Source organism: Vibrio aquimaris (assembly GCF_009363415.1).
Classification (GTDB): domain Bacteria; phylum Pseudomonadota; class Gammaproteobacteria; order Enterobacterales; family Vibrionaceae; genus Vibrio; species Vibrio aquimaris.
In genome coordinates this window covers 404,982-427,086 of sequence record NZ_CP045351.1, presented here as the reverse complement: position 1 = coordinate 427,086, position 22,105 = coordinate 404,982, and the positions used below count along the sequence as shown (strand labels likewise).

Here is a 22,105-nt window from a genome sequence, read left to right as displayed (position 1 = left end):
ATTTGTAGAGCGGGTAATAGCCTTATCTAATATGGAATAAATTTATGTCTCAGCCAAACAATACGGTTATGGAAGGCCCTGACAGTGGGTTTAGCAATCTGGCTTATTTTATGATGCTTGCTGCGACGCTTATCTCCCTGTTGGGAACCCTAATGACAGATTTTGCATTAGGACAATGGGTATATAAGCAAACGAGCTCTGCAACAGCATATGGGATAATCGGTTTTGCAGCACTTGCTCCACAGTTAGGTTTTACACCTTTGGTCGGTACTTTTCTTGACCGTTTTCCTCGAGGGAGCATTATGATCGCAGGCCATGTTGGTGCGGGGCTTTGCTCACTGAGTATGATGTTTTTGTACTCAAAGGAAATGCTAAGTTTTGAATGGATACTTGTGTTTGTCAGTATAGGCTCAGTATTTAATAGCTTTATTAGTCAAAGTTTTATGGTTTTGGTTCCCGTGCTGGTCAAACAAGAAAAATTGATAAAGTATCAAGGGTTCTCACAGGGCGGTTTAGGGATCGTGGAATTATCCGTTCCTGCTCTCTCGGCATTCTTTCTCGTCACTATTGGTCTAAAAGGAGTCTTCATTTTTGATGTAGTGAGCTTTGTTAGTGCCATTTTTATTCTTTCTTTTATTGTGACCAAAATTAATCGCAATGATGGTAGAAGTGAGTCTCTTGATGGCGAAAAAGTGAGCGTTCTACAGCAAGTGAAATTTGGTTTTAAATATTTGATGGGGCATCAATATCTTTTATCTCTTTTGATATTTATGGGAGTCGTTAACTTTAGTATTGGTATTGTTCATGTATTGCTAACCCCCTTAGTGCTGAGTTTTTCAACTGTTGTTGAACTTGGTACTGTATTAACTGCAGCGGGGATAGGCACTCTTATGGGTTCATTTGTCCTAATGTTATTGAGCGATGTTAAAGATAAAAATGCGTTTTTATGTTGGATACTATTTTTTATAGGCATTATTTTGGTTAATGCATCGCTTATCTTTGTTAATCAGAGTATTACCATATGGGTATTAATGGTTATTGCATTGATGATGACCTTATTGTTTGTCATGGTTGAAAGCGTCAATCAAGTCATATGGCAAACTTCTGTGCCGAGTGAACTACAAGGGCGAGTGCTTAGCGTACAAACTTTGGTAACCCAAATGTCCTTACCTCTGGCTTTTTTAGTTGCAGGACCGATGGCTGATTTTGTTTTTGAACCCATGCTGAATGAGGGCGGTTTATTGGCAAGTAATGTAGGAGAAATTATTGGCATAGGCCCAGGGAGAGGTATTGCTTTTTTATATAGTGTATGTGGATTAATGATCCTACTTAGTGTGGCAATTTTCTATAAAAAATCAAAATAATAACTTAGTTGAAAGGGAAAACAATGAAGGTTTTTGAAAGCTTAGAATCAGAAGTAAGAAGTTATATACGTTCATTTCCTGCGGTATTTGATACGGCGGATAATGCTTCGTATCTAAAGTAACTCATTGAAGATGGTAGCAGTGGTGTGGCTCTGCCTGCCGCTATTATTTTAGAGACTGTCCAAGGAGAGGGGGGGATTTACCCAGCTTCTAAGCAATGGCTAAACCAAATTGCAGACATATGTCAGCAGCACGATATTCTACTCATCATCGATGATATTCAAGTTGGAAACGGACGAACAGGTAAGTTTTTTAGCTTTGAATTTGCCAATATTACGCCAGATATTGTCTGTATGTCTAAATCCATAGGTGGCGGGTTGCCATTAGCTTTAAATCTAATCAAGCCAAAATGGGATCAATGGTTACCCGGAGAGCATACCGGTACATTTCGTGGCAACAACCTAGCATTTGTCGCCGCAACTCAGCTGCTTGATTTCTGGAAAGACGCGGAGTTTTCTACAGAAGTTGAACGCAAAGGGCAGGTGATCGGCGGCCGCTTACATGAGTGGGTTAAGGCTTTCCCTGCTTTGAATATGTCTGCTCGTGGCCGAGGCATGGTATGGGGACTCGAAATTCCCGAAAATAATGTCGCTAAGCATGTATCTAAACAGTTATTTGATGAAAAGCTCTTGCTAGAGTGCTGCGGTGCCAAGGATAGTGTATTAAAGTTCCTTCCACCTCTCACCATTGAGCGAGACACTTTAGTGCGAGGGTTAGATAGAGTCGAAGCGGTGTTTAAACATATTTACTAAGATGTATACTTTGTAACTATAAGATTATAGGGCTTAGCCTATGGGTTTAGCCCTTTAAATGACTGATTATAAGATGTAAATAGTTTGGATAGACAAGAGTTTCTAATTTCATCCCCAGTAGGCTTACTTGATTTCCCCGACACAATTGAAGTTCAACATACTGGCTTTGATGTCAATAAATACCATCAAAGTTTGTTTGACCACTATCAAGTCGACTTCCCAGCCAGTTTAGGTAAGGCGGTTGATAAGCGATGCGCGGAATATCTTGCAGGACGTATTGTTGCTCGAAAGGCAATAGAACGAATTAACGGTACTACGCCGCAAATTGGTACACATAAAGACCGCTCTCCTATATGGCCACAAGGACTAATTGGTTCGATTACTCACTCTGATGGAGTGGTTATTGCTGTCGTGGCAGAGCCAAAGCATCATAGATTGCTTGGTATCGACTTTGAACATTGGATGAGCGCACAGCTCGCTGATGAGCTTTGCGACCAGCTGTTAGATCAATCGGAAAAACAGCTGCTTTTGCAAAGCGACTTGGCATTTGAGCGCGGCGTCACCTTGATTTTTTCGCTGAAAGAAAGCTTTTATAAGGCGCTCTATCCTCATGTGAACACTTTTTTTGGCTTTGACGAAGCGAGAGTTCGCAGCATAGATACCACCAATGGCACTTTTACCATTGAGCTTTTGACCAGCTTTGGTAAAGAATATCAACAAGGCTGGTCAATAAAAGGTTGTTTTTCAGTCTTCCGAGAAGGAGTAGTAACGTATGTATTTCAATAAAAATCAGTTTTCTTCACACAAGAAGTAAAGCCCCTAAGCCGAGAAATACAAAAAAGCCGACAATGTCCGTCACGGTTGTTAGCACTACAGAGCCAGCTATGGCTGGATCAATCTTTAGTTTTGTTAAAGTAAAGGGAATCAGCGTACCTGACAAAGCTGCCGCAATACTATTAATACTTATTGCAAAGAATATAATTAAGCCTAACAAAGCGACTTTAAACACTAAATAGACGATCAGTGCTATCACGGCGCCCATAACCAAGCCGTTTAGGGCTGCAATTTTAAGTTCCTTTTTAACCAATAGCTTGATGTTTCCAGTATGTAAATGGTTCAAAGCGATTCCGCGTAAGGAAACGGCAAGAGTTTGGCTACCGGCGATACCTCCCATGCTTGCTACCACTGGCATGAGTATGGCCAGAGCAACCACTTGCTCGACCGCTGTATCAAATATCCCAATTATGGCCGATGCTGCGAAAGCAGTCGCAAGGTTTATTATTAGCCAAATAGCCCTTAATCGGGCTGCGACATGAAGTGGTGTAAACAAGTCCTCTTCACTTTTTACATTTTCTGGGACTATGGCTTGTAGGCTTTGTTCGCGAAGGGCACTGATGATAGAGACCAATGACAATACCCCTAATATTTTTCCCTCAGCCATAACAGGAAACCATTGGCTTGACCCGTCGATAGGCAGCTGAATACCTATGTCGTAAATGTTGTCGTTGTCATTAACTATTGGGGTCTGGGTCATCATTTCCCGTAGGCGAAGATTGTCTTCCGATAACATTAATACACTTGGGCTTACTATTCCGATAACTTGTTTTTGATCATGGACAATGACCACTTGTATCTGGTTATCGCCTTTTTCAGATAACTTTTTCTTTATAAGCCCAGCACTATTTTGTATGTTTGCAACAATAAAACAAGGTTCGGTATAGCGGCCAACTTTGTTATCATCATACGATAGCACTTGTTGTAGGTGAGTCGCGGTACCGGCGCTTTGGGATAATAAAAACTCATCAACGAAGCTTTCTGATAAAAAACCCGCGTAATTTATAATGTCACTCTCTGTGACAAAAGACATTCTTTCATTGAGAACGCTTTCACTCAGTGATCGATGAAGGTGTTTGGCGGTATCATATTGTAATAGCCTCGCTATTGGCCAATAGCGTTCAGCGGGCAAAGCTTCAATAATGGAAATACGTTGGGTTAAATTGACTGACTCGATAAGGTTTGCAATTTCGGTATCTTGCAAATTATTTAAATAAGTGAGATCTTGACTGTTGGATAAAGCACTCAGTGCTTCCGTTACTAAGTTCTGTGGGTCGCTTACTAAGGCTTGAACGGGATCAGTCATATTTATTGTACCAATTTTTCTTTTTGTCTGAGGGAGACTTATCTTATATTCAGAGTAGGCTAAGAAGTCTATATTTGGATAATGTCGGATTAATTTTAAGTGACCACCTCTTCAATTCTTAACTAAGATGAGAGCTGCTAGTGAGTCTATAAGTTGACAGGCTTGCTTTTAACTTCACTTTGGTCCATGTCATTAATGTGAGTAGCCTGTCCTTTCCCTGCGCTTTTGGAGTGATATAGCGCTTGGTCTGCATGCCTAAATAGTGAGTCTGCATCGTAGGGGTTTTTGGGGGTATGAGTAGAGATTCCGATACTAAAATTCAGCAAGCCATCACTGGCAGGGGAATGCTGAAATGACTCAATGAGTCGATTAGCGTAATTTGCGACGTCTTTTTCTGACATACCAGGGGATACGATAACAAACTCGTCGCCACCCCAACGACATACTGAATCATAGTTGCGTGTGTGCTCTTGCAAAAATCTCGCGACCTGACTTAATGCTTGGTCGCCGGCATCATGACCTTTTTCATCGTTAATCTGTTTAAAGTTATCTAAGTCAATTAATATCAATGAAACGGATGACTTTTGCCGATCAGCGCGGGTAATTTCATTGAATACAATTTTATCGATGCTTCGCCTGTTATATAAATTGGTCAAATAATCTATTTCAGCGGTTTCTTTAAGTTCGTTATGTTCTCTCATGTCTCGAATAACACATATGGTGCGAGGTTTTCCATCGACGATGGTAGAAGAAATAGCAATTTGTACCTCGACATCAATTTGGCTTTTGGTTTTGCCTTGAATGCGCTGTTTTCGGTCGGTCATAACCCGTGATTGTTGCTGACTTTGAAATTGATGCCTTAACTGAATATGTTTGTCTTTTATGTTGGGGTCAATTAGATCTTCGACCTTTAACCGCTTTAGCTCCTTATTTGTATATTCAAAAATTTCACTGACCATTTTGTTTGCACCTAATATATTACCCTCATTATCAATATATAAAATACCATCAGGTGATAAGTTAAATATTTCCCCCAATTCTTCTGTGTATACATTGGTTTTTCGTACCACACGTAATATGAACCAAGTGCTAAAGAACACGATAGGAACGAGAACAATATTAAAGATCCACATAGAAGCTGTCAGTTTGCTGACTTGGTATTCGGTTACGTCTAATATTCGATTGACTTCGGGTAAAACTATGTGATGTGTTCTCAACATGGCGTTTAAAGCAGGAATATCATCTACCTTAACCAGTTTATCCAATTCCGCCGTGGATAAACGGGTTCCTTTTTCTTTTGCCATCAACAGCTTTTCATAATATTCATCTGCCGTTGACTCCACAATCGAGACATCATTCAAAAATGACACGTCGCTAACTAAAAAGTACAGTTTTTGTACATGTTGCTTCACATTCCGGTAGCTTTGTTTTGCTTCTTGGAAGTACTGATCATCTCGGCGAATGACGTAGTTTTTGAAATGATGAATAAAGCCTAAGTACCCCATGTCGGTTTGTAACATGGCAAGTGTTTGACTAATTTGAATTTGGTTTACGTAGTTTTCGCTGAGTTGCTGCTTGAGCACAGATAGGGTGTGAGTTTTAAAGAAAACGTACCCCCCAGCAATAAGTTGACAATGATAACCGTGAGTACAATATATGTATACGATTTATGTAGAGCTTGGACATTGTTGTACATGTCAGCCTCCAAATGGTGCCTGAATATGAGCATAGTTTAATATTTATGGGTTGGTGAAAGTTTTTCTCACCGAAAAGAAGAAAATAGTTGATATTGCCTATTTATAATTACAGTATATTTCAATGTGTTTTTTTTATATCGAAATATAAAACTGTATGACCCTGAATTATGTAGAAAATTTTCTATCACCGAGTGAATTTTGCGATTTGCGTGTCAAGGCTGGGCTGTCGGCCAAATCACTAAAAGCCGCTACTATCGCACTTCCCAATAGCTTGTATGCAATTTCAATTCGAGATGGTGAGCGACTTGTTGCTATGGGAAGAGTAGTCGGAGATGGGGCTTGTAATTTTGAAGTGGTGGATGTCGCGGTTGATCCTGAGTATCAAGGAAAGGGGCTAGGCAGAAAGGTAATGGAGTATATTGATGGGTATTTAGCATCAGTAGCGCTGGAAGGCTCTTATGTATCAATGATTGCTGATGAGCCTGAATTCTACCAAAAACTGGGTTATCGCTTGGTATCTCCAGCATGCCAAGGAATGACAAAAAAGTTTAAGCCAGCAGAACAATAATATGATTCAAAAATGTCGATATGATTTTTTGCCTGCCATCGCAGGCCCATACGTACACGCAGCAAAACACAACCAGACACTTTACATTTCCGGACTGACAGCACTTGGCACAAATGCTCAGTCAGGTGGACTGATTGAACAAACTGAGGAAATATTGTCCCAGATATCGCAAATACTCGAGGCTGAAGACTGTGCAATATCTGACTTAATCAAGTTAACCATATTTGTTACCGATATTAGTTTACTCTCATCGATAAGAGAGCAGCTATTTGACTTTTACCAAGGGCACTTACCTGCTTGCTCCTTGGTGGAGGTTTCAGCATTGATTCACCCTGATTTGCAGATAGAAATTGAGGCCATTGCTGGGCTTGAACATATCCACGGGGTGTAACACCCAAATCCAAACCCATTTATACAAGGATATTGGCTGATGGCCAAAAGGATTATTTTTGTGCACGGCCGCGCGCAAAAACCATCGAAAGATGATTTACAACAGCTATGGTATGAAGCAATCAACCACGGGTTATTAAGAGATGTTGGCTTGCAAGCCATGGAACGATTTCAGGAGATCAACAAAGATTTCATTTATTATGGTGATTTGTCGAATGACTTTTTGCAGCAGCCAACGGAAGATATAGGGTTACGTTATCAATCTCTGGAAAGACTTAAAAGCTACACCAAGCAGCAGTTTAATAAAGCGTCATATCACGCACTAACTCAAGCAGGTTTTCTTAAAGAGGCGCTGGCAGATATTTTTTCTGCTCCGCTCGGAAAGCTTGGTGTCGCCACTCCCTTAATCAAACTTGTTGCTCCAGACATGGCTCATTATTGGAATGGTGACTCCTATTTCGCCAGTGATGTGAGAAGTCGACTGACACCTGTGCTTAAGCAAGCGTTAGATAGAGGGGATGATATTATGCTTGTCGGCCACAGCTTAGGCTCTATGATTTGCTTTGATAATCTCTGGAAGCTCTCTCACTATGGTGAATATCGTCGGCTGTATGGCGCTGATAAAAAAGTAAATCTATTTGTAACCTTAGGCTCCCCCTTGGCAGATGAAAACGTCAAACAGCAGCTTAAGGGAAGTAGAAACCGGGGATTTAAAAAGTACCCAACCAATATTGAAAGATGGTGTAATTTTGCCGCAGAAGATGACTTTATTTCTCATGATACTCGGGTAAGCAATGATTACGATGAGATGTCTAAGTTAGGTCTGCTTAAAGCCCCTATTGAAGATTTTCACATCTACAACCTGACCGTTATGGAAGGGCGATCCAATCCTCATGCATCGATTGGGTATTTAATTCATCCAGACTTCATCTCTGTGGTTAATCATTGGATTAATAATTAGAGGATATAGAGTTCTGGTTGAGAAAAATCATCAATAGAGATAGAGAAAATGGCGATGAAATTGAGATGTATGTAAAAGTTTGTAATTAATAACTTGCTCTATCACTTATATCTATAAATCAGGTATTTATCATTGGGCTCTGATCATCTAATTTATGTTGCAAATTTGTTAGCAATGAAGGTATCTCAGTGATCTTACCGTTTAAACAATACGCTTATCTATCAGGTCTATTGACCTCATGTTTGCTTGCTCAAGCTAATGCCTCATCAGGTAATATACGGCCTAGAGATGAGGCCTTTGAACAAGCGATGGAGGCTTGCTCGGATTACAATGTCACCTTGAGTCTCAACACTGACGATTATGGCGCAGAGACAAGCTGGAAGATTAGAAATAACCAAGATAAGACTCTGTATACGGGATCGGGTTATGACAATAGTCAGAACTACCAAAAGTTAATGTGTCTAGAGGCCGGTCAATACACGCTTGAGTTTCTAGATTCAGAGGGGGATGGTATCTGCTGTCAATATGGCAACGGGACTTACAGTTTGAAGCTTAATGAGCAGCTGCTCGCCTCTGGGGGAAGATTTGATGACTCGATAGAGCACCACTTTGTTCTGGGTGAGAAGAGTGGTGAAGGCAAAGGTTATTATCAGTCAGCACAGGGGAAGTCAGGTTATGAGCTGAAAACCGCATTACACAATATTATCAAAAATCATCAGCGGCAAAGTTATTCGGCAGTATGGAGTTTGGTCAAATCAGCAGATATTGATCGCTACTATGAGAATGACGGCAGTATCCTTGATATTTACTCCGAAAATGTATCGGGGCCAGATTCAATCAACTATGTTGCTAGAGTTGACCAGTGCGGCAACTACCGCCGTGAGGGAGACTGCTATAATCGAGAGCACTCTTTTCCTAAGAGCTGGTTTGGCGGTAAAGTCGCGCCGATGAATACTGACGGCCACCATCTTTTTGCTTCAGATGGTTATGTGAATGCAAAGCGGGGTAATTGGCCGTTTGGAGAGGTCGGTGTGGCGACTTATCAATCATCAAATGGCTCCAAGCTTGGTTATGCGACGAGTGATTTAAACTACTCTGGAACCGTATTTGAGCCAGTTGATCAATTTAAAGGCGATCTTGCGCGTGTTTATTTCTATATGGCGACCCGCTACCAGCATGACATTGCTTACTGGGAAGGGAACACCAGTAGCTCTGATGCAGTTCTTAATGGAACCCCAGATCAAGTTTTTGAATCATGGGCACTTGAGATGTTCAAACGCTGGCACCTAAGCGATCCTGTTGACCAAAAAGAGCGAGATCGAAATGAAGCTGTGTTTCAATTTCAGAACAACCGCAATCCTTTTGTCGATCACCCTGAATTTGTTCTGCAAATTTGGGGTAACTAACGAACCCGGTTTTACAATGGGTTAGTTTATAGATGAAATTCTTTGCCTTGGTTTAAATTAGAATTTCATCTAATTGATAGTCTTTCTCATAATAATAAATCCTTCCTTATTTCCAACTTGTTCAAAATTTCTTGAGGCATAAACAGAAAATAAAGCTTGTGTTGTTTTTAAGTAAACGTTTTTTTGTTTGGTACCTAAAAAAGAAAAAGACAATATATCATCAATCGATGATTTCATCGGGGGGGAAGCGAAGTTTTTAGCTAGCCTTTCTATCCATATTTCATCGTTGAGTATTTTAATGAAAAATACTAAATTAATTTTATTACCTGTCCTATATATCCACACATGCTGTTTTTCAATCTCGGAATTAAAATCGAATGAATTTATTAGCTGGACAGGCCAGTAATGACGAGTGTCCAGCTTTTTTTGGTAGTGTGATGCTTGTAGGTAAATATCTTTAATTTCGGATATGTCAGATATTTCTGCTAAACTAATCATCGAGAATAAATTGACCTGAATTAAAGAAAAGAGAGTCTTCCATAAAAAGCTTGCCATTGGAAAATATGAGATCCATATGATGGCTGCCTTGTTGTCCTCCTCCTAAGCCAAGGTGCAAGCCTGGGTGTCTTTCTTCGAAACCAGCATTTCTACCATACAACTGTTTTATCCCCATATTTGTTCCGATTCCGAACTCCTCTATTATATTGTGATTCTTGTGGTGTAAAAGATACTGATTAAATTGCAATTTGAAGTGTTCGTTATCGCTTTCACAATCAACAATTTTGCTATTTTCTACTGTGATCCGACACAGTTTATTAGAAACACCAAAGCGAATAGCAAATGGGATCGTACTGAGGAATGTTCCAGAGAAAGTTATGCTACCATTCAAATCAAGTATGTGTGTTGCAATTTCTCCAGGAATAATGTCTGTATTACCATGCCCATCTATTGACGTCCATTTGTGATCTTTAGAAAGGCTACCTAAGAGTTGGCCTCCATATCCATCTTCAAACCTTATAGAACTACATGAAGAAAGTTGGCTAATTAATTTATTGTTCCTCTTTTTTATGTACTCTCTTTTTTCAGAAAACGCTTCAAAGAAATATTTTCCATAATCTTTAAAAAGTACAGATTTTTTCCAGTGGAGAGTCATATGCTGTTTCAATGGCCTTAAAAATCTAGGCCCTTGAGGAGATGGAGACTCTAAAGTCGAAGAAGCATAGAGAAAGATGAATATATCGCATTCCTCGATTAAACCTAATATTAATTTTGGTTCTTCTCTATCTAAAGCTATGTACTTAATTGTTGTATTTTTGAGTTTCGCATTTAATAAACCTCTAGCGATATATTGGTGTTCGATATCTGACCCTATCAGGATTGTAATAGACTGACCTTTCTCTCTTTTCTCCTTATAAACAGGATGAGAAGAGAGGCAGTCATACATATTTTTAGTACTGCTTTCCATGATGGCTGCCTTTTTCACTATATTCTTTTACTTATACAGCCCAAAGTGCTGTACCAAAAGGAACAACAGCAGACTCTGCCATCATTTCAACCGCATCTTCATGTGTCTCTGATTCAAACCATTCATTAAGTTCTATAGTATTTTTATTATCCATAATATAATTCCTCTTTAGTGATTATTAGTTAATTACTCACCTTGTTGATTGGTGAGTAACATCAATTTAACGTCATAAGGTGTTTTTATAAACTTGAAGTGAATTAGGTTTTGGTCCTATTCCAAGGTTTATTTTGTTTTTTCTCTTGTATATATTTTATTTTTCATAACGTATATTTTTAATATTGCATTCATTATAGATTCGTGTTTCGAAGTATGATTGAGTAGAATTAATGCACCTTGTTGCACCTTGTTGCACCTTGTTGCACCTTGTTGCACCTTCAGTTCAAAAACTCATTTTTTTTGATAGAAGCAGTATTCATACATCATTACTTCGTTTTATCGAGCATACTAAGCTTTGAAAGTGCTAAATCTCGATATAACCTTTATGGTTGAAATGTAAATACGAAGTGGTGAATCTATTGTTGTGCTTTTGACTTTGTAGCTTCAGAATGTATAAGAAAACAACATTGTCATTAGTGCTCTAATTATTTTTTGAGCCACAACTTTCGCGTAACAAGCAAAAGATATTAAGACCAAAACTAGGTATTGATGTTACTTTTAATTTATTCTCTTATTTATCAATGTGATATGTGATATTGCACATTTGTTCACTTATACTTCAGATGGGCATATGTATCATTTTTGTGATAATTGATTTGAACTCAAATTAATAATCAGGCATTTTATTTTTAATCGAACGTTCAATTAAAAAAAGGAAAAGGGCTAATGCCTAAGGTAGGGATGCCTGATATTAGAAAGCCTCAGTTGGTTCATGCGACTATGTCTGTGATAGACAGAGTGGGTTTGCACGGTGCAAGTGTTGCGTTAATTAGCAAAGAAGCGGGCGTATCGACGGGAATCATTAATCACTATTTCGGGGGTAAGCAGGGTTTATTGCAAGAGACAATGCGAGAAGTGCTTCGTCAGCTGTCTCATACGGTAAAATCACGTCTTAGTCAACTACCGAAGAATGAACACCACCAGAGGATAAACGCCATTATAGATGGTAACTTCGTGGGCTATCAGGCAGAAAATAAAGTGGCAAAAACATGGCTGGCATTTTGGTCGCATTCTATCCATGATCCACAGCTCAAAAGGCTTCAAAGAGTCAATGAAAAACGCCTTTTATCTCACCTGAAAACTGAACTTAAAGCCTTGTTTGATAGTGAGCAAGCTGAGATTGTTGCCCATGGAATCGCGGCATTAATCGACGGCATTTGGCTACGAGGAACACTCAACCCTGGTGGTATTGATGCCAGTAAAGCTCGATTGATTATTAATGACTATTTAGACAATCAACTGAACCAGTATTCAAAAAATAACTAGAGTGCTAAACATAAGATGAAAATGAAATCTCAGTATATCGATGGTTGTGCATGCTATGCCGCATCAAACGAAACTTTTATCACCTACAACCCTGCAAACGGCGAGCCACTGGCAGAGATAGGTCAATCAAGTGTTGACGATTTACACATGGCAATTGAGTCTGCCAAGAAAGGCTTTCAAATATGGTCTGCAATGACGCCTACTGAGCGTAGCCGCATTTTATTGAAGGCGGTCGAGATCCTTCGCCAGCGAAACGATGAGCTCGCCGCACTGGAAGTTGCAGATACTGGAAAGCCTTTGCAAGAAGCTATTTCAGACGATATTGCAACAGGCGCAGATGTCATAGAATATTACGCCGGACTTGCTGTTGGCTTGCAAGGCGAGCAGCAACCGCTAAACGAAAGTCAGTTTTTTTATACTCGACGTGAACCGCTTGGAATATGTGCTGGGATAGGGGCTTGGAATTATCCGGTCCAAATTGCGATGTGGAAATCTGCACCTGCTTTAGCAGCCGGTAATGTGATGATATTTAAACCCTCTGAAGAAACGCCGCTTTCCGTTTTAAAACTGGCGGAAATCTTTACACAAGCTGGTTTGCCAGATGGTGTGTTTAATGTGGTGCAAGGTGATTATCGAGTAGGACAAATGCTGACAGCGCATCCTGACATTGCCAAAGTGTCATTTACTGGTGAATCAAGTACGGGCAAGGCTGTTATGGCAGATAGCTCAGCAACGCTCAAACATGTAACTATGGAGCTTGGCGGTAAATCGCCTATGGTGGTGTTTGAGGATGCCAAACTCGATAATGCGGTATCAGCAGCCATGGTTGCAAATTTCTACACCCAGGGTGAAGTGTGCACTCATGGAACCAGAGTTTATGTGCATGAGTCTCTGTATGAGGCTTTTTTGAGCCAATTAAAACAAAGAACCGAAAAACTGATTGTTGGCGATCCTATGGATATGGATACCCAAATTGGCTCTCTAATTTCGCGTCAGCATCTTGATAAAGTATTAGAAGCGATTGAAACGGCTAAACAAAGTGGTGCCAAACTGCTGATTGGTGGTAATCAAGTGACTGACAATGGGCTGTCTAAAGGTAATTTTGTCGCTCCTACCGTCTTTTATGATTGCTCAGATGACATGCCTCATGTCAAAACTGAAATCTTTGGCCCTGTGATGTCTGTGCTTAAGTTCTCAAATGAACAAGAGGTGATTCGACGCGCCAATGATACTGACTATGGTTTAGCGGCTGGGGTGTTTACTCAAGATCTGGCTAAAGCTCATCGAGTGATTCACCAGTTAGAAGCAGGGATCTGCTGGGTGAATACTTGGGGTGACTCTCCCGCTCAAATGCCAGTTGGTGGCTACAAGCATTCAGGTCTTGGCCGAGAAAATGGTCCGGAAACTTTGCGTCACTATACTCAGACCAAAAGCATATTAGTTGAGCTGGGCCCTTACCAAAGCCCTTATGCCTAAGCCCTTATGCCTAAGCCATTGTGACTTAAGAGGTGAGGAATGAAACAGAGCTACGATTATATCATCGTTGGCGCGGGGTCTGCGGGTTGCGTGCTAGCCGATAGACTCACAGAAAGTGGTCAACATCAGGTGTTGCTGCTTGAAGCAGGCGGCAGTGATAAAAGCATCTTTATTCAAATGCCAACCGCATTGTCGTACCCGATGAATAGCGAAAAATACGCTTGGCAGTTTGAGACGGTCGCCGAACAAAGTTTAGATGGTCGCAAACTTCATTGCCCGAGAGGGAAAGTGTTGGGTGGCAGCTCTTCGATTAATGGCATGGTGTATGTCCGAGGCCATGCCTGTGATTTTGATGAATGGGAAGAGCAGGGCGCTAAAGGTTGGAATTACCAAGCTTGTTTACCTTACTTTCGGCGCGCAGAAGCATGGATTGGAGGCGAAGATGACTATCGTGGCGGCGCTGGTCCATTAGGTACATGCAGCGGCAATAACATGACGCTAAACCCATTATATCAAGCCTTTATAAAAGCAGGTGAGGAAGCCGGATATCCGACGACATCCGATTACAACGGCTATCAACAAGAAGGCTTTGGCACCATGCATATGACGGTTGATAAAGGGGTGAGAGCATCAACGTCTAACGCATACTTAAGGCGTGCTTTGAAGCGTTCAAATTTGACCTTATTGAAAGGTGTACAGGCTCATAAAGTACTGCTTGAGAATAGAAAAGCAACCGGTGTTGAATTTGAGCACAGAGGCAAGCTGGTACAATGCCTTGCCAACAAAGAGGTGCTGCTCAGCTCTGGCCCTATCGGGTCTGTGCAACTTTTGCAGCTTTCTGGTATCGGCCCCAAGGCGGTGCTTGAAAAAGCGGGGATAAAAGTTGAGCACGATTTATCGGGTGTTGGTGAAAACCTTCAAGATCATCTTGAGGTGTATTTTCAGTATCAGTGTCACAAGCCAATAACACTCAATAGTAAGCTTGGATTAGTCAGTAAAGGTATGATTGGCGCTGAATGGATTTTGACCCGTAAAGGTTTGGGTGCGACCAATCATTTTGAGTCATGCGCGTTTATCCGCTCTCGTAAAGGACTCAAATGGCCCAACATCCAGTACCACTTCTTGCCAGCGGCAATGCGCTATGACGGACAAGTCGCTTTTGATGGTCATGGATTTCAAGTACATGTGGGGCCAAATAAGCCGCAAAGTCGTGGCCGAGTGGCAATTAGGTCTAGCAATCCTAAAGATAAGCCAGAAATTCAGTTTAACTACATTTCAACAGAGCAAGATCGTCAAGATTGGCGCGATTGTATTCGTTTAACTCGTGAGATCTTGGGCCAGCCTGCGATGGACGAATATCGAGGCAATGAAATTCAGCCAGGTGAGCACATCACCAGTGACCGAGCGATTGATGAATGGGTTAAGCAAAACGTAGAAAGTGCCTACCACCCTTCATGTAGCTGCAAGATGGGCTCTGACGATGATCCTATGGCGGTCTTAGACTCTCAATGCCGAGTGCGAGGTGTAGAAGGCTTAAGAGTTGTCGACTCTTCTGTATTTCCCACCATTCCTAACGGCAATTTAAACGCCCCAACCATAATGGTGGCTGAGCGGGCTGCAGATTTAATTTTGGGCTTACCAGTGTTGGTTGCTAAGGAACTTCCAGTATGGATAGCGCCAGATTGGCAAGATAACCAAAGAATTAATACCCCTGTAAGAGAGGTTGAGCCTCAGGTTTAGGGGGACAAATAATGATAAGGAAACCATTATGTCTATGATAAAAAAGTCGCTGGCGATGATAGTGCTCAGCGCAACGACAATGAGTGCTTACGCCAATCAATGTTCAACGGTTCGTTTTGCTGATGTTGGCTGGACAGACATCACGGCCACTACTGCGGTTGCAAGTGAATTACTAAAGGGAATGGGATATAAAACCAGAACCGATTTACTCTCGGTCCCCGTCACTTACTCTTCGTTGGCCAATGGTGATATCGATGTCTTTTTAGGTAACTGGATGCCAACGATGGAAGCAGATATTGCTAAATATCGTGAGGCAGGAACGGTTGAAACGGTGCGAGCTAACCTTGAAGGGGCGAAATACACCTTAGCAGTACCCAAATATGTTTATGACTCTGGGATTAAGCGCTTTTCTGATCTAGTAAAAAACGCAGATAAGTTCAAAAACCGCATTTATGGTATTGAACCGGGTAACGATGGTAATCGACTTATTCAATCAATGATCGACCAAGATGCTTTCGGTCTTAAAGACTTTAATCTCGTAGAGTCGAGTGAGGCGGGCATGGTTTCCCAAGTTGCTCGCGCAGTTCGTCGTAATCAGTGGATTGTGTATCTAGGCTGGGCTCCCCATCCAATGAATCAAGCTGTTGAAATGGAGTATCTAGCGGAGGGAGACGAATTTTTCGGTCCTAATTATGGTGGGGCGAATATTTACACTAACGTAAGATCTAACTATTTGAATGAATGCAAAAATGTGGGTCAGTTGTTGAAAAATCTTGAGTTCAGTCTCGAGATGGAGAGTGCATTGATGGAAGACATACTTAATAAAAAAATTAAGCCATCCAAAGCTGCCCAGCAATGGCTTAAAAACAACCCTCAGCTTCTCAATAAATGGCTTAACGGCGTGCAAACTCTCTCTGGTGATGATGCCATTAAGGCGGTATCTGACTACGTCAATGCTAACGCATAAGGTAATTGGCGGGCTTAGGCCCGCTCCACAAAATAAGGCTGTATTGTGAACTTTATAACAAACAACAAAATCCCTTTTGGTCAATGGATGGAGCAGGGCGTTGATTGGTTAACCATAAACGCGGCTGGCTTCTTCGATGCCATTTCTATTTTTCTTGAAACTGTTATTTTGTCTGTCGTCGACCTGTTTAAATGGATGCCACCCGAGGTGCCAATTATCGTAACAGCGGCCATTGCTTGGTATTTGCATCGAAGTATTCCGCTCGTTGTGTTTGTGATTGCGGCTTTGTTAATGATATTGAACTTGGGTTATTGGCAGGAAATGTTAGAGACCTTTGTGTTAGTGTTTGCCGCCACGACTATGTCTGTGCTGATAGGTGTCCCTGTTGGAGTAATGGCTGCTCACCGGCCATGGCTATACACATTATTGCGGCCAATTCTGGATTTAATGCAGACAGTACCCACCTTTGTATACTTGATTCCGACTCTCGTTTTGTTCGGTCTTGGTATTGTTCCTGGGCTAATATCAACCGTCATTTTTGCCATCGCAGCACCAATTCGATTAACCTATCTTGGGATCACCAAAGTGCCTGAAGAGCTTATTGAGGCAGGGCAAGCTTTTGGCGCGAGCAAGAGAAAGCTGCTGTTTAAGGTAGAGTTGCCAGCAGCCATGCCAAGCATTATGGCGGGTGTTACTCAATGCATCATGCTGTCTTTGTCTATGGTCGTGATTGCGGCGCTTGTTGGCGCTGATGGGTTAGGCAAACCTGTGGTACGAGCACTGAACACTGTCAACATTTCTCAAGGATTTGAAGCTGGTCTTGCGATTGTGTTGGTGGCGATCATTTTAGATCGTTTATGTAAATCACCTAATCAAAAGGAGGCTTAATCATGGATGCAATTACGATTAAAAACCTTGATGTGGTGTTTGGTGATCAGCCGCAAAAGGCGCTGTCACTGTTAAATGAAGGAAAAACTCGTCAAGAGATCATTGAGCAAACAGGGTTAGTGGTCGGTGTGGATAACGTCACCATGAGTGTCAAAGAAGGCGAAATATGCGTTCTTATGGGTCTATCAGGCTCTGGTAAATCAAGTCTACTGCGTGCTGTGAATGGGCTAAATCCTGTTACTCGTGGCTCTTTACAAGTGAAAGATGGCGACAGCCAAGTTGAGCTATCTTCCTGTGATGCCAATACGCTTCGCCACCTTCGTACGCATCGAGTGTCTATGGTGTTTCAAAAGTTTGCCTTAATGCCTTGGCTTACTGTATTGGATAATGTTGCCTTTGGGCTTGAAATGCTTGGCATGCCCAAAACGCAAAGACGCGAAAAAGCGCGCGAGCAGCTTGCCATGGTTGAGCTTTCTGATTGGGAGAATAAATACCCACATGAACTTTCAGGTGGCATGCAACAGAGAGTAGGGCTAGCGAGAGCTTTTGCGATGGATACCGACATCTTGCTTATGGATGAGCCCTTTTCAGCGCTTGATCCCCTTATTAGAGCGCAGTTGCAAGACGAACTTATTTCCCTACAGAAAAAACTCAATAAAACCATTTTGTTTGTCAGCCATGATCTTGATGAAGCGCTCAAAATCGGTAATAACATCGCTATTATGGAATCGGGTAAACTTATTCAACATGGCAAACCTGAACAAATAGTCTTGGCGCCTGAAAATGATTATGTAAAAGACTTTGTCGCGCATACTAATCCACTCAATGTGCTTAAAGGGCGTTCACTCATGCAACCCGTGAGTCAATTAGAGCGCGAAGCCGCAAGATTGCAGATTTGCCCTGTGCAAAAAGTCTGGGTTGAAGAACGCGATAGCAAACTCTACCTTGATGATAAAACCTCATTAACACTCATCGATTGGCGAGATGACAAAGTGAATCTTGATGACATATCACATCAAAGTGTGGTGATAGCTAGCCCAGATATTGGCATGCGTGAAGCCATCAAGTTAAAACAGCTCAGCGGACAGCCTATTCTATTGGTCGAAAACGGGGAATTGGTTGGCGTGTTAGATGACAACGACTTTTATTCTGGCTTGCTAGGCAAACATAAGGCAGCATGATGATTTGACCAGTGCCTTAAGCCGATATTGCTTAGCGGCGCTGGTTTTCTTTATCGGCTACGGTGTATAAAGCCGTTTGTTTTAATGAAATGGTCGATTTGTTTTGGCACCGCAGAGTTATATATCATAGTGGTGTGGGCGCTGCGCATCTCGATATGGTCTGTCATGCCTTCGATTTTGGTTTCTTCGACCGTTACCGTGCCATCTGAGAGAGTGTTATCTTCCATCATTAGTAAGCTTCTTGCACCAATCGCTAGCGTACCCGCAATACTGCCCAGCTTTTGTGGGTGACTCCACTTATCTTCATGTTGCTCTAAACCAAATTTAGGCGCATTACCTAATACAGCTCCCATTCCCAAATCTTGGATCCGATTGACGATTGAAGCGCCTTGCAGTGGGGAGCCCACGGCGATTACATGAGATATTTGCTCAACAGTTGGAGCGCGAGAGGTTAGGTAATGCTTAATGATTAGGCCGCCAAGGCTATGCCCAACCAGCACGTTTGTTTGTGTTGTTGATAATGCATGATCAATGACGTTAAACACCTTGTTTTCGTCTATCGCTAGGCTATTGTAGCTAACCGTTTTTGTATCATAACCATATGAATGCAGCTTTTGACTTAGCGGCTTCATGACCAAGCCATGCATATATAGCCCATGGAGAATAACAATATTCATTGGTGGCCCTACTTATCAAAGAAAAGCCATTGTGCCAATTCTCACTGTATTTATCCAGCACAGGGGCGCACGGCTTTTATCAGCTAAACAAGGAGTTGAAACATTGGTCTTTTTGGATGGCCCTAAATTTACAACTCAAAGATGCAAGCATGGCTTGGTGTACAAAGTTGCCCATACTAATGCGTTTTACGCCGAGGCTTTTGAGCTCTGAAAAAGTAGGTAGGTCTGGAACACACATAACATTGATTGGTAGTGATGTACTTGCAACCACTGATTGTATATCGCTGGATGCTTCGATGCATGGTAGGAAGATGCCATCGGCGCCTGATTGTTGATATTTGTTTATTCTATTAATGCTCTCTTTGAGAGGATGTGTGACATTGAGTAGATAGGCATCACTTCTGACGTTAATAAAGACTTCAATATTTGCATCGCTAAGTTGTTTTCGTATTTTTGCCAGTCTTTTGGCAAATACCACTTGATCGCAGAGTTGTCTTTCGCCTTTAACAACAATGCTGTCTTCAATGTTTATCCCCACAACACCAAGGTTGGTAAGCTTAATAATATTACCTGCTATGGCCTCCGGCGTATGTCCGTAACCAGCCTCAATATCAACAGTTAAAGGTAAAATCGTTGATTTGCAGATGATATCGACAATCGACAGTAGGCTTTCAAAGCTAATATTTTCTCCATCTTCCTTGCCTAGATTTTTTGCTATCGCGGCGCTGGAAGTGCCAATCGCCGAAAACCCGCTGTTTTGGGCGATCATCGCACTTGCAGCATCCCAAACATTACAAATAACTAACGGATTTTCCATATTATGCATACTCTTAAACATTTTGTGCCTTCCTTATATTTAGTGAGATTTGATGACTTCAGGAGTATGCTAGCAATAAGGCAGTCGCAAAGTTCGCTACTTTCGGAACTGAATAATAGTTGGTAAAGCTACAGTATAAAAATCCTCTCTTAGCTTGTTTATTCTACTATGCTACATGCGATTTCTTATTTATGTTAGCCAAAAAGAATAAGGGAAGAATAATAAGGACAGAACCTATGATAGTCGGTACGTCAGGTATCTCGTTGAACATAAAGATACCAACAATAATTGCACTAACCAAACCGCTGTATTCCGCAGTAGCAATTTTATGGCTTTCAACTGCTCGATAGGCTAAGAGGCCGAAAGCAGCATATACAAGAATAAACGCTGTTGATGCTGCTGCTACCCCAATCAAGTCAACTTGCAACCTAGCGCCTTCCCATACTGTGGCGATGAGCGCAACAGGTATTCCAACCAAATTGGTCATAAATAACATTTGAATTACCGATTGTTCTTTAGGTAATTTTTGTATCAGCATATTATTGATGGCAAGATACAATGCTACAATCAGTGCTGATATGGCTGCCCAACTTAGCTCGGTCGGGCGTATTACGACGAGTACACCAACAAAGCCTACGATGACAGAAAGTATCGAGTGACGCGAGATGGTTTCTCGCAATAATAGTGACGAAAACAGCAGCATGAGTAAAGGTGCAGTATAAAAAATGGCGCTAGCAGTTGCCAGGGGTAAAGATGTCAGGGCAATTACGGTAAAAAACATACCGACTAGCCATACATGCCCCCTGATCAAATGCCATCGTATTCCAACTTGTAAACTCTTAGTTGATGATTGAATACACCAAGGAAGTAACATAACCACCGCGGTAATCTGTCGAAATAAAATAAACTGAAATATAGAAGAATCATCACTGATAGCTTTTACCATTGCCTCGGAGAAGACAGCACTTAAATTGCCAGCTACTAATAGTATTAGTGCTAATCCTGTTGAAATCATGCGCATTTATTTGTCCTGCATTTGAATTGCTTTATAGATTGGATTGGAGTTTATGGTGATCTAGATATGATGTATAATGATAAATATTTCATTAGTATGAGATTTTTAGATAGTGAAATTGCCACCAATGCGAGCTATTCAATACTTTGAATCTGTTGCTCGTTTAAATAGCTTTTCAAAAGCTGCTGAGAGCTTAAATGTCACCCAAAGTGCTGTAAGCCACCAGATCAAATTGTTGGAAGATTATCTTGATGAACCATTGTTTGAGCGGCAGGGCAGGAAACTGTCACTTACACAAAAAGGTCGCCGATATTATGATGAAGTCGGGGATGCTTTGATGAGTATTTCACGAGCTAGTCAATGGTTCCAAGAGGGTGACCGAGGGCAAATAAAACTAGCTATGTACAGTTCACTCGCCGTGAAATGGCTTATGCCAAATATTGGAGCATTCCGTCAATCGCACCCAAATATTGAACTGACGCTAGAAATGTTTTCTGATCACCCAAATTTATCCGATGATGTTGCCGATTGTTTTATTTTGGCCTATCCGGCAGGGGAGAATTATCACTCAGAAAAGCTCTACAATGAAGTTATCTATCCAGTGTGCTGCCATAACATATGGCAGGAGCTCGAAAGCCTACCACTACCGGAAGGTTTGTGGCAATTCCCCTTACTCTCAGTACAAAGCATGATGCCGAGCAGAAAAAAAGGGGATGATTGGAAACAATGGTGTGATCTGGGAGGTTTTTCTTTACCTAAGGAAGCTCGTGTGCACCACTTCAGTCATATGATTCTGGCATCGGAAGCGGCAAGGTATGAGCAAGGTATCACTTTCATAAACCCGTATTATATGAATGAAATTGATCGGCAGTTTTTAATTCGCATACCTATGCATGAGTTACCAACTGGGGACAGTATTTATTTTGTATGCAAAAAAAAGCGAGCGAGACAACCTGAAATATTGGCTCTTAGTCGCTGGTTAAAGAGATTGGTTGTGGATCATCTTGGGTTTGAACCTCCAGCCTGATGGTTCATCAAAACAAAATTCCAAGTGACATT

At 41.4% G+C, this 22,105-nt stretch carries 21 protein-coding genes and 1 pseudogene; 14 read left to right on the top strand and 8 right to left on the bottom strand.

The window, feature by feature from the left end; translation table 11 throughout:
* Nucleotides 1-44 precede the first annotated feature (44 nt).
* The 3 genes from FIV01_RS16470 to FIV01_RS16460 all read left to right on the top strand — a co-directional run bounded on the left by FIV01_RS16470 (nt 45) and on the right by FIV01_RS16460 (nt 2,962).
* Nucleotides 45-1,364, top strand: a complete 1,320-nt coding sequence (locus FIV01_RS16470; RefSeq protein WP_152432076.1) for an MFS transporter — start codon at nt 45-47, stop codon at nt 1,362-1,364.
* A gap of 146 nt (nt 1,365-1,510) precedes the next feature.
* Nucleotides 1,511-2,176: an aminotransferase class III-fold pyridoxal phosphate-dependent enzyme gene (locus tag FIV01_RS16465; protein ID WP_172971864.1), complete on the top strand. Its 666-nt coding sequence runs from the start codon at nt 1,511-1,513 to the stop codon at nt 2,174-2,176.
* Nucleotides 2,177-2,260: 84 nt separating this feature from the next.
* Nucleotides 2,261-2,962 carry a 4'-phosphopantetheinyl transferase family protein gene (locus FIV01_RS16460; protein ID WP_152432074.1) on the top strand — a complete coding sequence of 234 codons (702 nt, stop codon included), beginning with the start codon at nt 2,261-2,263 and terminating at the stop codon, nt 2,960-2,962.
* Between the two features lie 13 nt (nt 2,963-2,975).
* Here FIV01_RS16460 and FIV01_RS16455 read toward each other — a convergent pair whose 3' ends face one another.
* Together FIV01_RS16455 and FIV01_RS16450 are read right to left on the bottom strand one after the other, a co-directional pair.
* Complete coding sequence (locus FIV01_RS16455) at nt 2,976-4,316, bottom strand: magnesium transporter (protein WP_152432073.1); 1,341 nt, start codon at nt 4,314-4,316, stop codon at nt 2,976-2,978.
* A 146-nt stretch (nt 4,317-4,462) separates the two neighbouring features.
* Nucleotides 4,463-5,899, bottom strand: a complete 1,437-nt coding sequence (locus FIV01_RS16450) for a GGDEF domain-containing protein (protein WP_152432072.1) — start codon at nt 5,897-5,899, stop codon at nt 4,463-4,465.
* A gap of 268 nt (nt 5,900-6,167) precedes the next feature.
* Here FIV01_RS16450 and FIV01_RS16445 point away from each other — a divergent pair, with 268 nt between their 5' ends.
* The 4 genes and pseudogenes from FIV01_RS16445 to FIV01_RS16430 form a co-directional block, all read left to right on the top strand.
* The gene (locus tag FIV01_RS16445; RefSeq protein WP_152432071.1) at nt 6,168-6,581 is read left to right on the top strand and encodes a GNAT family N-acetyltransferase; all 414 of its coding nucleotides are present in this window, start codon (nt 6,168-6,170) and stop codon (nt 6,579-6,581) included.
* A 1-nt stretch (nt 6,582) separates the two neighbouring features.
* Nucleotides 6,583-6,972, top strand: coding sequence for a RidA family protein (locus tag FIV01_RS16440; protein WP_152432070.1), 390 nt, complete (start codon nt 6,583-6,585; stop codon nt 6,970-6,972).
* A 39-nt stretch (nt 6,973-7,011) separates the two neighbouring features.
* Nucleotides 7,012-7,932, top strand: a complete 921-nt coding sequence (locus tag FIV01_RS16435; RefSeq protein WP_152432069.1) for a hypothetical protein — start codon at nt 7,012-7,014, stop codon at nt 7,930-7,932.
* Nucleotides 7,933-8,204: 272 nt separating this feature from the next.
* Nucleotides 8,205-9,338, top strand: a pseudogene (locus FIV01_RS16430) (HNH endonuclease signature motif containing protein); the annotation flags it as partial.
* Between the two features lie 69 nt (nt 9,339-9,407).
* Here FIV01_RS16430 and FIV01_RS16425 read toward each other — a convergent pair.
* From FIV01_RS16425 to FIV01_RS20890, 3 genes are read right to left on the bottom strand one after another with little or no spacing between them, the layout of a single operon-like run.
* Nucleotides 9,408-9,836, bottom strand: coding sequence for a hypothetical protein (locus FIV01_RS16425; protein ID WP_152432068.1), 429 nt, complete (start codon nt 9,834-9,836; stop codon nt 9,408-9,410).
* Complete coding sequence (locus tag FIV01_RS16420) at nt 9,829-10,803, bottom strand: leucyl aminopeptidase (protein ID WP_152432067.1); 975 nt, start codon at nt 10,801-10,803, stop codon at nt 9,829-9,831. Before FIV01_RS16420 ends, FIV01_RS16425 begins: the two co-directional genes overlap by 8 nt.
* Nucleotides 10,804-10,834: 31 nt before the next feature.
* A complete protein-coding gene (locus FIV01_RS20890) occupies nt 10,835-10,957 on the bottom strand; it encodes a hypothetical protein (RefSeq protein WP_281361450.1) in 123 nt (40 codons plus the stop codon).
* A gap of 728 nt (nt 10,958-11,685) precedes the next feature.
* Between FIV01_RS20890 and betI the strand changes: the two genes are divergently transcribed.
* From betI to choV, 6 genes are read left to right on the top strand one after another with little or no spacing between them, the layout of a single operon-like run.
* Complete coding sequence (gene betI / locus FIV01_RS16415) at nt 11,686-12,285, top strand: transcriptional regulator BetI (RefSeq protein WP_152432066.1); 600 nt, start codon at nt 11,686-11,688, stop codon at nt 12,283-12,285.
* Between the two features lie 15 nt (nt 12,286-12,300).
* On the top strand, nt 12,301-13,761 hold the full coding sequence (gene betB / locus FIV01_RS16410) for a betaine-aldehyde dehydrogenase (protein WP_152432065.1): 1,461 nt from the start codon (nt 12,301-12,303) through the stop codon (nt 13,759-13,761).
* A 39-nt stretch (nt 13,762-13,800) separates the two neighbouring features.
* Nucleotides 13,801-15,501, top strand: coding sequence for a choline dehydrogenase (gene betA / locus FIV01_RS16405; protein ID WP_152432064.1), 1,701 nt, complete (start codon nt 13,801-13,803; stop codon nt 15,499-15,501).
* Nucleotides 15,502-15,529: 28 nt separating this feature from the next.
* The gene (locus tag FIV01_RS16400) at nt 15,530-16,468 is read left to right on the top strand and encodes a choline ABC transporter substrate-binding protein (protein WP_152432063.1); all 939 of its coding nucleotides are present in this window, start codon (nt 15,530-15,532) and stop codon (nt 16,466-16,468) included.
* Nucleotides 16,469-16,513: 45 nt separating this feature from the next.
* A complete protein-coding gene (gene choW / locus FIV01_RS16395) occupies nt 16,514-17,356 on the top strand; it encodes a choline ABC transporter permease subunit (RefSeq protein WP_152432062.1) in 843 nt (280 codons plus the stop codon).
* Nucleotides 17,357-17,358: 2 nt separating this feature from the next.
* Nucleotides 17,359-18,537 (top strand): choline ABC transporter ATP-binding protein, encoded by a 1,179-nt coding sequence (gene choV / locus FIV01_RS16390; RefSeq protein WP_152432061.1) that lies wholly within the window; start codon nt 17,359-17,361, stop codon nt 18,535-18,537.
* A gap of 50 nt (nt 18,538-18,587) precedes the next feature.
* On the opposite strand, the gene FIV01_RS16385 is transcribed toward choV, so the two are convergent.
* From FIV01_RS16385 to FIV01_RS16375, 3 genes are all read right to left on the bottom strand, one after another.
* On the bottom strand, nt 18,588-19,214 hold the full coding sequence (locus FIV01_RS16385) for an esterase/lipase family protein (protein WP_152432060.1): 627 nt from the start codon (nt 19,212-19,214) through the stop codon (nt 18,588-18,590).
* Nucleotides 19,215-19,293: 79 nt separating this feature from the next.
* Nucleotides 19,294-20,052, bottom strand: a complete 759-nt coding sequence (locus FIV01_RS16380) for an isocitrate lyase/PEP mutase family protein (protein ID WP_152432059.1) — start codon at nt 20,050-20,052, stop codon at nt 19,294-19,296.
* 145 nt (nt 20,053-20,197) lie between these two features.
* Nucleotides 20,198-21,052, bottom strand: coding sequence for a DMT family transporter (locus tag FIV01_RS16375; RefSeq protein WP_152432058.1), 855 nt, complete (start codon nt 21,050-21,052; stop codon nt 20,198-20,200).
* A 106-nt stretch (nt 21,053-21,158) separates the two neighbouring features.
* Here FIV01_RS16375 and FIV01_RS16370 point away from each other — a divergent pair, with 106 nt between their 5' ends.
* Entirely contained in the window at nt 21,159-22,073 is a 915-nt protein-coding gene (locus FIV01_RS16370; RefSeq protein ID WP_152432057.1) for a LysR family transcriptional regulator, read from the top strand.
* The last annotated feature ends 32 nt before the right edge of the window (nt 22,074-22,105 follow it).

What these genes read in the sequence shown, in the direction of transcription:
- FIV01_RS16470 (WP_152432076.1), top strand. Translation starts at nt 45, where the DNA reads ATGTCTCAGCCAAACAATACGGTTATGGAAGGCCCTGACAGTGGGTTT.
- FIV01_RS16455 (WP_152432073.1), bottom strand. Translation starts at nt 4,316, where the DNA reads ATGACTGATCCCGTTCAAGCCTTAGTAAGCGACCCACAGAACTTAGTA.
- FIV01_RS16445 (WP_152432071.1), top strand. Translation starts at nt 6,168, where the DNA reads ATGACCCTGAATTATGTAGAAAATTTTCTATCACCGAGTGAATTTTGC.
- FIV01_RS16440 (WP_152432070.1), top strand. Translation starts at nt 6,583, where the DNA reads ATGATTCAAAAATGTCGATATGATTTTTTGCCTGCCATCGCAGGCCCA.
- FIV01_RS16435 (WP_152432069.1), top strand. Translation starts at nt 7,012, where the DNA reads ATGGCCAAAAGGATTATTTTTGTGCACGGCCGCGCGCAAAAACCATCG.
- FIV01_RS16425 (WP_152432068.1), bottom strand. Translation starts at nt 9,836, where the DNA reads ATGATTAGTTTAGCAGAAATATCTGACATATCCGAAATTAAAGATATT.
- FIV01_RS16420 (WP_152432067.1), bottom strand. Translation starts at nt 10,803, where the DNA reads ATGGAAAGCAGTACTAAAAATATGTATGACTGCCTCTCTTCTCATCCT.
- FIV01_RS20890 (WP_281361450.1), bottom strand. Translation starts at nt 10,957, where the DNA reads ATGGATAATAAAAATACTATAGAACTTAATGAATGGTTTGAATCAGAG.
- betI (WP_152432066.1), top strand. Translation starts at nt 11,686, where the DNA reads ATGCCTAAGGTAGGGATGCCTGATATTAGAAAGCCTCAGTTGGTTCAT.
- betB (WP_152432065.1), top strand. Translation starts at nt 12,301, where the DNA reads ATGAAAATGAAATCTCAGTATATCGATGGTTGTGCATGCTATGCCGCA.
- betA (WP_152432064.1), top strand. Translation starts at nt 13,801, where the DNA reads ATGAAACAGAGCTACGATTATATCATCGTTGGCGCGGGGTCTGCGGGT.
- FIV01_RS16400 (WP_152432063.1), top strand. Translation starts at nt 15,530, where the DNA reads ATGTCTATGATAAAAAAGTCGCTGGCGATGATAGTGCTCAGCGCAACG.
- choV (WP_152432061.1), top strand. Translation starts at nt 17,359, where the DNA reads ATGGATGCAATTACGATTAAAAACCTTGATGTGGTGTTTGGTGATCAG.
- FIV01_RS16385 (WP_152432060.1), bottom strand. Translation starts at nt 19,214, where the DNA reads ATGAATATTGTTATTCTCCATGGGCTATATATGCATGGCTTGGTCATG.
- FIV01_RS16380 (WP_152432059.1), bottom strand. Translation starts at nt 20,052, where the DNA reads ATGTTTAAGAGTATGCATAATATGGAAAATCCGTTAGTTATTTGTAAT.
- FIV01_RS16375 (WP_152432058.1), bottom strand. Translation starts at nt 21,052, where the DNA reads ATGCGCATGATTTCAACAGGATTAGCACTAATACTATTAGTAGCTGGC.